The sequence below is a fragment of the Mesorhizobium sp. M0152 genome, assembly GCF_040322415.1.
In the GTDB taxonomy this organism is placed as follows: Bacteria; Pseudomonadota; Alphaproteobacteria; order Rhizobiales; family Rhizobiaceae; genus Mesorhizobium.
This window is the reverse complement of sequence record NZ_JAMYTH010000074.1, coordinates 1-12,661: the sequence shown is the minus strand read 5'-3', so window position 1 is coordinate 12,661 and position 12,661 is coordinate 1. Positions and strand designations below refer to the sequence as shown.

11 protein-coding genes are annotated in these 12,661 nt (G+C 62.5%); 8 read left to right on the top strand and 3 right to left on the bottom strand.

The window, feature by feature from the left end:
- Positions 1-685: 685 nt before the first annotated feature.
- Positions 686-1,006 carry a hypothetical protein gene (locus NKJ26_RS32245; RefSeq protein WP_352699808.1) on the bottom strand — a complete coding sequence of 107 codons (321 nt, stop codon included), beginning with the start codon at positions 1,004-1,006 and terminating at the stop codon, positions 686-688.
- Between NKJ26_RS32245 and NKJ26_RS32240 the strand changes: the two genes are divergently transcribed.
- The 8 genes from NKJ26_RS32240 (at position 1,005) to NKJ26_RS32205 (ending at position 10,520) form a co-directional block, all read left to right on the top strand.
- The gene (locus NKJ26_RS32240) at positions 1,005-2,315 is read left to right on the top strand and encodes an ABC transporter substrate-binding protein (RefSeq protein WP_352699806.1); all 1,311 of its coding nucleotides are present in this window, start codon (positions 1,005-1,007) and stop codon (positions 2,313-2,315) included. The two genes, NKJ26_RS32245 and NKJ26_RS32240, sit on opposite strands and share 2 nt — an antisense overlap.
- A 74-nt stretch (positions 2,316-2,389) precedes the next feature.
- A complete protein-coding gene (locus NKJ26_RS32235) occupies positions 2,390-3,265 on the top strand; it encodes an ABC transporter permease (protein WP_352699804.1) in 876 nt (291 codons plus the stop codon).
- The gene (locus NKJ26_RS32230; protein WP_352605738.1) at positions 3,262-4,173 is read left to right on the top strand and encodes an ABC transporter permease; all 912 of its coding nucleotides are present in this window, start codon (positions 3,262-3,264) and stop codon (positions 4,171-4,173) included. The genes NKJ26_RS32235 and NKJ26_RS32230 overlap by 4 nt, the downstream gene beginning before the upstream one ends.
- Positions 4,170-5,276, top strand: a complete 1,107-nt coding sequence (locus NKJ26_RS32225) for an ABC transporter ATP-binding protein (protein WP_352605740.1) — start codon at positions 4,170-4,172, stop codon at positions 5,274-5,276. The genes NKJ26_RS32230 and NKJ26_RS32225 overlap by 4 nt, the downstream gene beginning before the upstream one ends.
- Positions 5,277-5,292: 16 nt before the next feature.
- Positions 5,293-5,769, top strand: coding sequence for a (2Fe-2S)-binding protein (locus tag NKJ26_RS32220; protein ID WP_352605742.1), 477 nt, complete (start codon positions 5,293-5,295; stop codon positions 5,767-5,769).
- 13 nt (positions 5,770-5,782) lie between these two features.
- Positions 5,783-8,170 (top strand): xanthine dehydrogenase family protein molybdopterin-binding subunit, encoded by a 2,388-nt coding sequence (locus NKJ26_RS32215; RefSeq protein WP_352605758.1) that lies wholly within the window; start codon positions 5,783-5,785, stop codon positions 8,168-8,170.
- 10 nt (positions 8,171-8,180) lie between these two features.
- Positions 8,181-9,008, top strand: coding sequence for an FAD binding domain-containing protein (locus NKJ26_RS32210; RefSeq protein ID WP_352605744.1), 828 nt, complete (start codon positions 8,181-8,183; stop codon positions 9,006-9,008).
- Positions 9,009-9,056: 48 nt separating this feature from the next.
- Positions 9,057-10,520 (top strand): amidase, encoded by a 1,464-nt coding sequence (locus NKJ26_RS32205; RefSeq protein ID WP_352695823.1) that lies wholly within the window; start codon positions 9,057-9,059, stop codon positions 10,518-10,520.
- Here NKJ26_RS32205 and NKJ26_RS32200 read toward each other — a convergent pair.
- Both NKJ26_RS32200 and NKJ26_RS32195 read right to left on the bottom strand, forming a co-directional pair.
- The gene (locus NKJ26_RS32200; RefSeq protein ID WP_352699800.1) at positions 10,507-11,559 is read right to left on the bottom strand and encodes a LysR substrate-binding domain-containing protein; all 1,053 of its coding nucleotides are present in this window, start codon (positions 11,557-11,559) and stop codon (positions 10,507-10,509) included. The genes NKJ26_RS32205 and NKJ26_RS32200 overlap by 14 nt on opposite strands.
- A 109-nt stretch (positions 11,560-11,668) precedes the next feature.
- Entirely contained in the window at positions 11,669-12,307 is a 639-nt protein-coding gene (locus NKJ26_RS32195) for a hypothetical protein (protein WP_352695821.1), read from the bottom strand.
- Between the last annotated feature and the right edge of the window lie 354 nt (positions 12,308-12,661).

The following is a 12,661-nucleotide window of genomic DNA, read 5'->3' as shown; positions in this document are numbered from 1 at the left end:
ATCGACGCCTCTACCCGCTCAAGGTCTATGACATGCACGCCATCTCAGAAGGAGGCGGCCCTCCCGCGCAGCGGGTTCGTGCATGAGGCGCGTTCCTGCCTGGCTATTAGCCTTCTGCTCGGACTTGTCGGTAAGTGGTCGTTGGAAATTTCGGGCCCCATGCCAAACCGCGAGATCGGTCGAGCACGTTATGGCCGTCGGCGACTAGCTGGAGCCCTCCGTGCACAGCGCCCGGTTTTGGTAAGACAACAGTATCGCTTCCAACTTGCAAGGTAGATGTCAACCAATTCGCGACGGTAGCAACCGGCGGCGAAGCCCGATGCATTCGCCATCTCGTGGCGATCGCAACCTTGCCGTTGGCATACAAGTGGCGTTCCCACCTGTGACGACGTTGTCGAAATCGTTAGGCACACCGGCCAGTAATCGCTGCCTCTATGATCGAGATGTCAATACGACGGCAGCTGCCGAGACGGCACTTGTCGCTGGGGCAGGATCGCATTTGCGCGGTAATCTGAAGCCCGATCAATCACGGAGCCGAAGCCTTTTAGAATCCGTACGGGCGTTGACAGCCTCAATTACGAAGATCCACACATCGGGATGTGTCCGAAGCTACACACGCGTCCTCGCGGCGTGTTCCTGGCGCGATAGATCTGGAGGCCTGGCGCACGTTGACGATCAATAAGGATCAGCCACAGTAAGCTCGGCAGAGCAGCGCCTTGCGTTTATTTTTCACAGCGCCTGCAAGTCGTCGGCTGACGGATTCGCCAATTGCTGAATCTTCCAGCAGAAAATCTCGGCAAGGTGGCGCTTCTGCATACGTTTTGGCTATTTTGTGCTTGCCCGTGCCCATATCGGCGGCAGATTTGCGCTGCTTATGGTTGGAATTTTTACTTCTAATTTGGCGCATCGCGCAAAAAATATATCCTGCCCCCAGCAGACAGCCAGACATCGGAAGAATGTGGATTGCCGACGACACGCTCGGCATGCAGGGGAAGGGTTTGATCATGAAACAGGTGAAAGAGTCGACGAATGCACTGACCAGAAGAAAGTTTCTCAAAGGCAGCGCGGTCGCGGCCGGAGCCGCCGTCGGATCGGGCGCGATAGGCGGGTTCCCGACGATCTGGGCCCAGGAGATCAAGGACATTGAACTGCGCCATCTCGGCGTTTCTTACTCGGTGGTCAAGGCAATCGGCGACCAGGCTGCCAAGGATCTCGGCTTCAAGGTGACGATGCAGAACCTCGACACCTCGGCAGCCATCAACCGCTTCATCACCCAGCCGAATTCAGTCGATATCGCCGATCTGGAAGGCTGGCAGGCCAAGCTTGCCGTCAAGCGCGGCGTGCTCCAGGGCATCGAAGCCAAGAGGATCAAGGAATTCGACAACTTCCTGCCGATCTTCACCAAAGGCGAACTCGACGGGCACAAGATCCCGCGCCAGGGTATTTCCCCCTACGAGGCTCTCTACATCGAGAAACCGGACTCCACAGAACTGCATGACGGCGTCACGGAATGGCTGACAAATGTGCCGCAGGTCTACAATGCTGATTCCATCGGTTATCGTCCCGATCTCGTCGGCCATCCGGTCACCGAATGGAAGGAATTGATTGACCCGAAGTTCAAGGGCAAGGCGGCGATCCTCGACGTGCCGGCGATTGGTATCATGGACGCCGCCCTTTGTTTCGAGAGCGCCGACCTGATCAAGTACGGCAACAAGGGAAACATGACCAAGGCTGAGATCGACTTCACCATCGACAAGCTGATCGAACTGAAGAAGTCGGGCCACTTCCGCGCCACCTGGACCACATTCGACCAGTCAGTGCAGCTGATGACGGCCGGCGAGGTGATCATCCAGTCGATGTGGTCGCCGGCCGTCGCCGCGGTGCGCGTCAAGGAGATCCCTTGCGTCTACGCTCCGGTCAACAAGAAGGGTGACAAGGAAGGCTATCGCGGCTGGTGCAACGGCATGGGCTTGATGAAACATCTCACCGGCAAGAAGCTCGACGCAGCCTATGAATATATGAACTGGTACATGTCGGGCTGGCAGGGCGCCTTCGTTAGCCGCTACGGCTATTACAGCCCGGTTCCCTCCACGGCGAAGAAGTTCATGACGCCGGACGAATACACCTTCTGGTACGAAGGCAAACCGGGACCCGAAGAAGTTAAGGACCCCTATGGTGTGCCGATGGAGAAGGCGGGCACCGTCCGCGACGGCGGCTCCTTCGTCGAGCGCGTCACCAACATCTCATGCTGGAACACGCTGATGGATGAGGCGGCCTACATGAACAAGCGCTGGAACGACTTCAAGGTCGCCTAAGACGCTAGCTGCAACCGGATCGCGCATGCCGTGCCCGATCCATACCTTCAGCTGAAGATCTTCGGAGAGGCGCGATGGTGCATAGCGCTGCGTTCAAGCGAAGTCTGGCCGGATGGGCCTATGTGGCCCCGCTGGTCGTCATTCTGATCCCGTTTTTCGTGCTGCCGCTGATCGCCGTGGTGGCCGCGAGCTTTTTCGAGACCGATGGCTTCGGCGGATTGTTCCCCGCCTTCAACCTCGGCAATTACACCCAGATCCTGACTTCGGGACTGACGTTCAATCTCTACTACGAGACGATCAAGTTCGCTGTGCTGACCTGGTTCTTCAGCATCCTGATCGGCTTCTTCGTCGCTTATTTCCTCGTCTTCCATGTTAAGAACCAGTTGCTGGCGCTCGGGCTGTTCCTGCTCTGTACGGTACCGTTCTGGACCTCGAACATCATCCGGATGATTTCCTGGATCCCCTTGCTCGGCAAGGAAGGGCTGGTCAACGAGGCCTTTCTCAAGCTCGGACTGATCGATCAGCCGCTTGAATTCCTGCTGTTCTCCAGCTTCGCGGTGGTGGTCGCCTACGTCCACCAGCTCACCATCTTCATGATCGTGCCGATTTTCCACGCCATGGGCCGCATCGACAAGTGCGTCGTCGAGGCCGCGCTCGATGCTGGCGCCAGCCGTTTCGACATCATGCGCCTGATCATCGTGCCGCTGTCGAAGAGCGGCATCGCGCTCGGCTCGATCTTCGTGATCTCGATCGTCATGGGCGACTTCTTCGTCGTCAAGGTGATGTCGGGCGGCGGCTCGGCCTCCGTCGTCGGCGCTTTCTACGAGGACATCTCGGTGCTGCAATACCCGACCGCCGCAGCGAGCGCGATTCTGCTGACGATGGTCCTCGTCATCACGGTCGGCCTCATCCTGCGCTTCGTCGACATCCGCAAGGAGATCACGCGATGAGCCTGGCCCGTATCTCGGACGTGGCGGCCACCGGCGTACCGGCGCGCAGAAGCCGGGCGATTGCGCCAGCCAGTGGACGGCCTTGGACCTTCTATGTGCTTGCCACGCTGTTCACGCTGTATTTGTTGGCGCTCTACGGTCCGATGGCCTGCATCTATATCCTCTCCTTCCAGGATCTGCGCGGCGGGCTGGTCTTCCCGATGAAGGGCCTGTCGCTGCACTGGTTCATCGACCTGTTCACGCAGGTTCGCACCGGCGACGTCAAAGGCTCCTTCGAGCGCTCGTTCGAGCTCGCGATCATCGTCACTGTGCTGACCGTGGTCGTGTCCTTCCTGGCCGGGCTTGGCTTCCGCATACGCTTCGCCGGCGACACCATCGTCTTCTATATGATGATCGGCAGCCTGGTCGCTCCTGGCCTGGTGCTCGGCATCGGCGTCGGGCTCATTTTCAACGCGGTCGGCATCGACGCAAGCCTATTCACCTCCGCACTTGGCGCCCAGCTTTCGTGGACGCTGCCCTTCGGCGTCCTGGTTATGTTCGCCGTCATGTCGCGCTTCGATCATGCCTGGGAAGAAGCGGCGCGCGACCTCGGCGCCTCGCCCTGGCAGACGATCTGGCTCGTCGTGATCCCGGTGCTGGCACCCGGCCTGGTCGCTGTCGCGCTGTTCGGCTTCACGCTCTCCTATGACGAATTCGCCCGGACGCTGCAGACGGCCGGCTCGCTCAACACGCTGCCCCTGGAGATCTGGAGCATGACGCTGAACATAACCTCGCCGGCGCTCTACGCGCTCGGCACCGTAACCACGATCGTTTCTTTCCTCGTCATCGGCGCAAGCCTGGGCACGATCGCCTTCATCCAGAAGCGGCGCGAGGCGCGCGCGCCCGGCCAGCCGGGAGGCGCGGCGTGAGCCCAGGCAAGGGTCAGATCGAGATCGCCGGCGTCGCCAAGAGCTATGACGGCTTCACCTATGCTGTCGACGGCGTCAATCTGAAGATCCCGGACGGCGCCTATTGCTGCATTCTGGGCCCATCCGGCTGCGGCAAGACGACGATCCTGCGCATGATCGCCGGTCATGAGGATCCGACTGTCGGCGAGATCCTGATCGGCGGCGAGAATGTTGTCGGCTTGCCGCCGGTCGAGCGCCGCACGGCGATGATGTTTCAGTCTTACGCACTGTTTCCGCATCTCACGGTGCGCGACAACATCGCATTCGCGCTCAGGGTTCGCGGGCTTTCGAAGACGCAGCGCTACGCCAGGACCGACGCCATGATCGAGAAGGTGCGGATGACCGAGTTTTCCAACCGTCTCCCGGCGCAGCTGTCCGGCGGTCAGCAGCAGCGCGTGGCGCTGGCCCGTGCGGCGATCACCGAACCGCGGGTGCTGCTGCTCGATGAGCCACTGTCGGCACTCGATGAGCATCTGCGCATCAAGATGCGCGCCGAACTGAGGCGTATGCAGCGCGAACTCAGCATCACCTTCGTCCATGTCACGCACACCCAGCTCGAGGCGATCGCGCTCGCCGACCTGGTTGTGGTCATGGAAAACGGCAAGATCAAGCAGGCCGGTCCGGCGCGCGAAATCTACGCCGCACCGAAGGATCGCTATGTCGCTGAGTTTCTTGGCGGGCAGAACGTGCTGAGCGGCAAGGTCGGCAAGATCAACGGCGCGCGGGCGATGATCGCGAGCCCCGAGATCGCCGGCATTCAAATTCCGATGCACGCCGGCGCCCGGCTGGAAGCTGGCCAGGCGATCGACATCGCGGTGCGGCGCGACGATATCGAGCTCTTCCGCAAGGACACGGCTCTGTCGGACAAGGACATGGCGTCGGTGCCGGCGACGATCCTCGGCATCGAGTATCAGGGCAATTTCGTCAAGGTGATGCTGGACGCAGCCGGCGAGGCGGAATTCGTCGCGTATGTGCCGGAGCGCCGTTTTTTCGAGAATCCGTTCGAGGTTGGCGACAGCGTGCTTGCAGCATGGCTGATCGACCGCGCACATTTGCTTGCCTAAGGATTTGGAGTCCGTCATGGAAATCAGCCTCACGCTCAACGCACGACCGATCAGCATTTCGGTCGAACCGGCGATGCTGTTGGTCGAGCTGCTGCGCGAACAACTCTCGCTCACCGGGACGCATGTCGGCTGCGACACCAGCCAATGCGGCGCCTGCCTGGTGCATTTCAACGGCGAGTCCGTGAAGAGCTGCACCATGCTGGCGATCTCGGCGGATGGCGGCTCGGTGATGACCGTCGAAGGCCTGTCGGCTGCCGGGCTGGCGAAGCTGCATCCGATGCAGCAGGCGTTCCATGATAATCACGGGCTGCAATGCGGCTTCTGCACGCCGGGCATGCTGATGAGCGCGGTCGACCTTGTCGGGCGCAATCCCGACCCGAGCGAGACGGAAGTGCGCGATTGGCTGGAAGGCAATCTCTGCCGCTGCACCGGCTACCATAACATCGTCAAATCGGTGATCGCCGGCGCTGCCGCCATGCGCGATGCGAAGTGAGGGGCTCATGAGCATGTCAAAAGTGATCGGCATCGGCGCGGCGCCAAAGCGCAAGGAGGATCTGCGCTTCGTTACCGGGCGCGGCAACTACGTCGCGGACATCAAGCGGCCCGGCATGGTGTTCGGCGCGTTCCTGCGTTCGCCGCATGCGCATGCCCGGCTGGAGGCGATCGATGTGACGGCGGCCCGGGCCATGGCGGGCGTGGTGGCGATCTACACCGGCGAAGACCTGAAAGCCGACAATGTCGGCGGCCTCCCGGTCGGCTGGGGCATCCATGGCAAGGACGGCAATCCAATGAAGGAGCCGCCGCATCCGCCGATCGCGCATGGCAAGGTGCGCCATGTTGGCGACGCCGTCGCCTTCGTGGTGGCGGACTCGGTCGAGCAGGCGCGGAGCGCCGCGGAAGTCATCGAAGTCCAGTACGAGATCCTGCCTGCTGTGGTCAGCGTCGTCGAAGCTTTGCAGGCGGGGGCGCCCGCCGTCTACGACGACATTCCGGACAATCTGTGCTGCGACTGGGAACTGGGCGATGCCGCCGCCGTGGAGGCGGCTTTCGCCGACGCCGCGCATGTCGCCAGCATCGAGCTGGTCAACAACCGCCTGATCGGCAATCCGATGGAGCCGCGCGCGGCTATTGGCGAGTATGATTTCGCCAGCGGCCAGCACACGCTGTGGACCACCAGCCAGTTTCCCCATGTGGTGCGCTTCCTGATGGGCGAGTTCGTGCTTCATATCCCCCAGCACAAATTGCGCGTCGTGGCGCCCGACGTCGGCGGTGGTTTCGGCGTCAAGCAGTTCCACTATGCCGAGGAAGCCGTCGTCACCTGGGCCGCCGCCAAGCTCGGCCGACCGGTCAAATGGGTGTGTGAGAGGTCGGAAGGCTTCCTCTCCGACGCCCATGGCCGCGACCATTTCACCGAGGCCGACCTGGCCCTCGACGAGAGCGGCAAGTTCCTCGGCCTGAGGGTGCGAACGCTCGCCAATATGGGCGGCTATCTCTCGACCTTTGGACCCAACATCCCGACCAATCTTTATGCACCGCTGCTGTCGGGGGTCTATCGCATGCCGGCGATCCACTGCTCGGTCAAGGTGGTGTTCACCAACACCGTTCCCGTGGATGCCTATCGCGGCGCCGGGCGGCCGGAAGCGACTTTCGTGCTGGAGCGTCTGGTCGACGTGGCGGCGATCGAGATGGGCATCGACAAGCGCGCCATCCGGCGCCGCAACATGATCCCGACGGAGGCCTATCCTTACCAGACGCCGGTCATCGTCGAATATGACAGCGGCGATCCGATAGGCTGCCTCGACCGTGCCGAGAAGCTCGCCGATGTCGATGGCTTCGAGCAGCGACGGCTGGAATCGGCGCGTCGCGGCAAACATCGCGGCCTTGGGCTCTCTACCTATGTCGAAGCCTGCGGGCTGGCGCCATCGCGGCTCGCCGGCAGTCTCGGCGCGCGCGGCGGGCTTTACGAAAGCGCCACGGTGCGCGTGCATCCGACCGGCGCCGTCACCGTGCTGATCGGCACCCACAATCACGGCCAGGGCCACGAGACGACATTCGCGCAGATCGTCTCGGATCGTCTTGGTGTGCCCTTCGAGGATATCGACATCGTCTGCGGCGACACCGCCAAGGTTCAGTTCGGCATGGGCACCTACGGCTCGCGCTCGCTCGTCGTCGGCGGTGCCGCACTTTCGAAGGCAGCCGACAAGGTGATCCTGAAGGGCAGGAAGATCGCGGCCCACCAGCTCGAGGCCGATCTGGGGGATATCGTCTTCGAGGCGGGGGAGTTCTCCGTCGCCGGCACGGATCGCAAGAAGAAGTTCACCGAGATTGCCGGCGCGGCCTATGTACCCTTCGACTATCCGCTGGAAACGCTCGAGCCGGGGCTCGAAGAGCAAGCCTACTACGACCCGGTCAACTTCACCTATCCCGGCGGTGCGCATTTCGCCGAAGTCGAGATCGACCCCGACACCGGCACGGTGACGCTCGAGCGCTATACCGCCGTCGACGATGTCGGCACGATCATCAATCCGATGATCGTCGAGGGCCAGTTGCAAGGTGGCATCGCCCAGGGCGTCGGCCAGGCGCTGTTCGAGCACGCCGTCTACGACGAGAGTTCCGGACAGCTGCTGTCCGGGTCCTTCATGGATTATTGCATGCCGCGCGCCGACAATTTCCCGGCGATCGTCGTTGCGCCGCACTCCACCACCTGCACTCATACGCCGATGGGCGTGAAGGGGTGTGGCGAGTGCGGCACCATCGGTTCTCCCGCCGCCGTCATCAACGCCGTGGTCGACGCCCTGCAGCCACTGGGCATCACCCATGTCGACATGCCGGCCACGCCGAACCGGATCTGGAACATCATCCGCAATTCGCGCGCCGCGCTTGCAGCCGAATGAGGAGGCTTCGATGAAATCCTTCGGCTATCTGAAGCCCGAGACGACTGTGGCGGCAGCCACTCTGCTTGCCGAACATGATGATGCCAGGATCCTCGCCGGCGGCATGACCCTGCTGCCCACCATGAAGCAAGGCCTCGCCGCGCCGGCCGCGATCATCGATCTCTCGGCGGTGGCGGCACTTCGCGAGATGCAATGGGAGGAGGGTGCCCTGGTCGTCGGCGCAATGGCGCGCCACTACGATGTGGCGTCCTCCGCGCTGGTGCGGGCGCATATCCCCGCACTGGCCTCGCTCGCCGGGCAGATCGGCGACCCGCAAGTGCGCCATCGCGGCACGATCGGCGGCTCCGTTGCCAACAACGATCCAGCCGCCGACTATCCGGCGGCGATCCTCGCCCTCGATGCCACCGTGGTCACGACCACGCGGACCGTCGCCGCTGATGATTTCTTCGTCGACATGTTCGAGACGGCGCTTGAGCCAGGGGAAATCATCACCGGTTTTCGCATCCCGGTTCCCGAGATGGCGGCCTACGCGAAATTCCGCAGCCCGGCGTCGCGCTATGCGCTTGTCGGCGTGTTCGTCGCACGGACGGCCGGAAAGGTTCGTGTCGCCGTCACCGGTGCGGCCTCGTCGGTTTTCAGGGCGCTCGACATCGAGGCTGCGCTGCAGGAACGGTTCGATCCGGATGCGCTCAACCGTGTCTCGATGGATCCATCAAGATTGAATTCCGATATCCACGCGGATCGCGGCTATCGCGCCAATCTGGTGATGGTCATGGCACGGCGAGCGGTAGCGGCTGCGCTTCAAAACGCCGGCCAGGGTGCAACAAAAGGACAATAGCGGCCGGCCGGCGCGGTTCGGCCGCGCGAGTCCGGCCCGGGAGGGCTTATGACCGTCAATCCAGCCAATTTCGGCGCGGCCAGCGCGCCGGGCGACCTTGCGCGTCTTTCCGCCGCCGACATGGTCGCCGGCTACAGAGCAGGCCGTTTCGACGCTGTCGACGTGATCGACGATACGGTGTCGGCGCTCCGCCGCGCGGACGCTGTCTGCGACATCGTGGTGACCGACCTTTATGACGAGGCTGTTTCCGCCGCCAAGGTGATCGCACAGCGCTACCGAAAGGGCATTGAGAACCGTGCGCTGGCGGGCGTTCCTGTCACCGTAAAGGATCTCGTCTTCGTCGCCGGTAAACCGGCGAAAGCGGGCGCACCTTCGCTTGCCGGTTTCGTGCCTGAGGTCGATGCGCATGTCGTGCGCCGCCTGCGCGACGCCGGCGCCATCGTAACCTGCAAAACGACCACTTGTGAATCCGGCTACAAGCTCACCGCCGACAGTCCGGTCAGCGGCATTACCCGCAATCCCTGGTCACCGGACCGCACCAGTGGGGGCTCCAGCGGCGGTGCCGCAGCCGGTGTCGCCGCCGGCTGTGGCCCGCTGGCGATTGGCACCGACGGCGTCGGTTCGATCCGCGTCCCGGCTTCGTTCTGCGGGGTCTTTGGTCTCAAGCCGACTTTTGGCCTCGTTTCGCGCGCGCCCGGCTTCTTCCCGCCGTCGTGGGGATCGCTCGCGCATACCGGCCCCATTGCTCGAACCGTCGCCGATGCGGCCCTGCTGCTCGAGACAATTGCGGGCTACGACGTGCGCGACGCCGCCTCGCTCGCCCTGAAGCCACAGGAATATTCGAGGATACCGCCGTCAGCGAAGGGCCTGCGCGTCGCCTTCTCGGCCGATTTCGGCTACGCGCCGATCGATCCGCAGGTCCGCGCGGCGTTTGCCACCGCAGTGGATATCCTGGCGTCCGCCGGCGCCGAACTCGTCGAGTTCCCTTTTACCCTCGATCCGCAGATGCTCGACAAGGTGCTCAAGCCGATCGCCTTCACCGAACAAGCGGCATCGGTCGGCGACCGCGGTGAAGAGGCGTTTGTCGATTCGGACGATGCGTTCCGCGCGGTTCTTCAAAAAGGCCTCCGCTACAGTGGCGCGGACTACATGGCGGCAACGCATCTGCGCACAAGGCTGAGGAGCCAGTTCGTCGAGCTGTTCGGCACCGTCGACATATTGCTGACGCCGACGGTCGCAGTCACCGCCTTCGCGGCCGGCACGCTCGGTGCTTCCTGCGTCGACGGGCGTCCGGTCGACGCGCATCTGGGCTGGTCGCCCTTCACCTGGCCGGTCAATCTGTGCGGCCTGCCAGCCGCGACGGTTCCTTGCGGGCGCGATTCCTCGGGGCTGCCGATCGGCCTGCAGATGATCGCGCCATGGATGCGGGAGAGCTCTGTCATTGCGCTGGCGGGAGCCTTGGAGCAGGCACGGCCTTGGGCGCTGGAATGGCCGCCGCTCAACTTCCAGTGAGGGGTTCTTCGCTTCCAGCTTCACGCATGTCCGGCATCAGCACACCGCTGATCTCGCGGCTGATATCGAGATAGTGCGAAAGATAGTCGTACAGCGCCTTGGCGGCCGGCGTGGTCGCGCCTTGCGCCTTGTAGAGCAGCAGGTCCACTTTCGGCAGTGTCGGAAATTCGCCGCTGGCGACGATCTCGCGCATGCCCGAAACGAGCGCGCTGCGGCCGAGCACTGTGACGGCCATACCCGAAAACACCGCGGCTTGGAGGCCGCTGACGCTTTCGCTGACGCAGGCGATGCGCCAGGGGCGGCCCGCCATTTCGAGGTGCTCGATGGCGTGGTCGCGATAGATGTTGCCAGGCGGCAGCAGTGCCAGAGGCAAGGGTGACTCGATATGCGCCGTTGAGTGTTCCCCGGTGATCCAGACGAGCTGTTCCTGACGCACGACCCGCCCGCCGATGAAGTCGTTCATTCGCGTGACCAGCGCGATGTCGATTTCGCCGCGATGGACCTGCGCAACCAGCGGCGTCGACAGCGAACATTGAAGCTGGACCTGGACACGCGGGAAGGCGCGCTGGAATACGGCTAAGATCGACGGCAGCAGATAGGCCGCGTAGAGATCGGGCGTACCAAGGATCACCTGGCCTTCGATGTCGGGCGACGACAGGCGTGACAGCAGCTCGTCGTGCAGGCGTAGGATCGAATTTGCATAAGAAAGCACCAGCCTGCCGTCGGAAGTAAGCACCATCTTGCGTCCGTCGTGACGGAACAGGTTGCAGCCGCAAATGTCGTCGAGTCGCTGAAGTTGCAGGGTAATGGCCGGTTGTGAGCGGCTGAGGCGCCGCGCCGTCTCCGTAATGCTGCCGGTTTCCGCGACACATTGCAGCGATCGGAGCATTCGTATGTCGACGCTGATGAGGTTCATATTCGTGCCCCGGGCCAGATCCGATGCGCCGAGTGAATTTAAGCAAGATTCGTTCCAATTTTCTGTGCGGCGTCTGCAGCTGTGGCCGGAGCGGACGCCGTTAGGTGTCGAGATGGCACGCAAGGGCGGTGTCCCTGCGAAGCGGGTCCTGAACGCGATGCGTTTGACAGCCCTCCTTGCGCATCTCGCACGGCGCAGGCAAACGTCCTAACCTGCTTGTGCGCCCGGCCCATCAGCGCAGGAGGCCGTCCTTCTCAAAATCTTCCCAGCCGCGCAAATCGGAGTGCGCGTTCTCATCGGGGCCATAGCCAGCTGAAGCTGCAGTTCCGCGACCGCTTCTTTGAGCGCGTTTCATAGCGGCCTTCCCCGCGGCTCGCCGCCTATTCTCCGCAGCTGTCGCTGCGTCCTGTTCGCGCCAGACCGTGACCAGATCGCGGTCAAGCACATCTTCCACGTGCTGCGGGTCGAACACGTGAAAGGTGATGTTGCTTGCCCGCCCGCGGAGTTTCACCGTTTTCGTCCCGGCGCTCTGCAAGCGACCATCTTTCAGCCAGCGGTGCCGTTCGGCCGTCGAGATCGTCAGAATGTCCTCGATTTCACGGGGGATTACGGGCAGGTCTTCGATATTCTGCAGTGCTTTGGATACGATCCCGAATACCACCTCCACATCATTCTCGGCGCCCTCAGACTGGCGCAGGGTAAGCACGCGAGACTCGATATTGAGCAATTTCCTGAACTCCGTTGGAAGGCGGGCGCGTATTTCGAGAAAAATACCCCTCGCTCTGACGGACGATCCAAACGTTGCAGCTGGGGTTAACGGCCACTCTCCCATCAGCTTCGCTGTTGCATTGATTTTTCGGCGCGTGGACATGCCCCTTTATATAGGTCACCGATTGTCGGCAGCGATGAGCCGATCGCAAAGCCAACATGAGTTCTAATCCGCCAGCGGTCTGAACCACGATGCCCTAAAGGCGCAACCATGATTGTTAGCGGGGCCGCTTGCAACTTCGGCTAACAGGAAGCGGCAGAGTTGATCTCAAAGTGCGATATCAGGCGCGTTGCCGCCTGGCGGCTTTTTGGGGGCCGAAACCTGACTGGCCTCTCCTGACGCCCGAAAAAACGATAGCGGATGTTCAACCTAGTTTGGGAAGGGTTTCGGGTGCCGTCGGGCGTACGAAAGCCTCTCATGCAGGAACCCGCGGGCCACAGTCGATGTCTATGGGGA

Bases quoted from the DNA above. Each gene is read 5' to 3' on its own strand.
- NKJ26_RS32240 (WP_352699806.1), top strand. From the start codon at position 1,005: ATGAAACAGGTGAAAGAGTCGACGAATGCACTGACCAGAAGAAAGTTT.
- NKJ26_RS32245 (WP_352699808.1), bottom strand. From the start codon at position 1,006: ATGATCAAACCCTTCCCCTGCATGCCGAGCGTGTCGTCGGCAATCCAC.
- NKJ26_RS32235 (WP_352699804.1), top strand. From the start codon at position 2,390: ATGGTGCATAGCGCTGCGTTCAAGCGAAGTCTGGCCGGATGGGCCTAT.
- NKJ26_RS32230 (WP_352605738.1), top strand. From the start codon at position 3,262: ATGAGCCTGGCCCGTATCTCGGACGTGGCGGCCACCGGCGTACCGGCG.
- NKJ26_RS32220 (WP_352605742.1), top strand. From the start codon at position 5,293: ATGGAAATCAGCCTCACGCTCAACGCACGACCGATCAGCATTTCGGTC.
- NKJ26_RS32215 (WP_352605758.1), top strand. From the start codon at position 5,783: ATGTCAAAAGTGATCGGCATCGGCGCGGCGCCAAAGCGCAAGGAGGAT.
- NKJ26_RS32210 (WP_352605744.1), top strand. From the start codon at position 8,181: ATGAAATCCTTCGGCTATCTGAAGCCCGAGACGACTGTGGCGGCAGCC.
- NKJ26_RS32205 (WP_352695823.1), top strand. From the start codon at position 9,057: ATGACCGTCAATCCAGCCAATTTCGGCGCGGCCAGCGCGCCGGGCGAC.
- NKJ26_RS32195 (WP_352695821.1), bottom strand. From the start codon at position 12,307: ATGTCCACGCGCCGAAAAATCAATGCAACAGCGAAGCTGATGGGAGAG.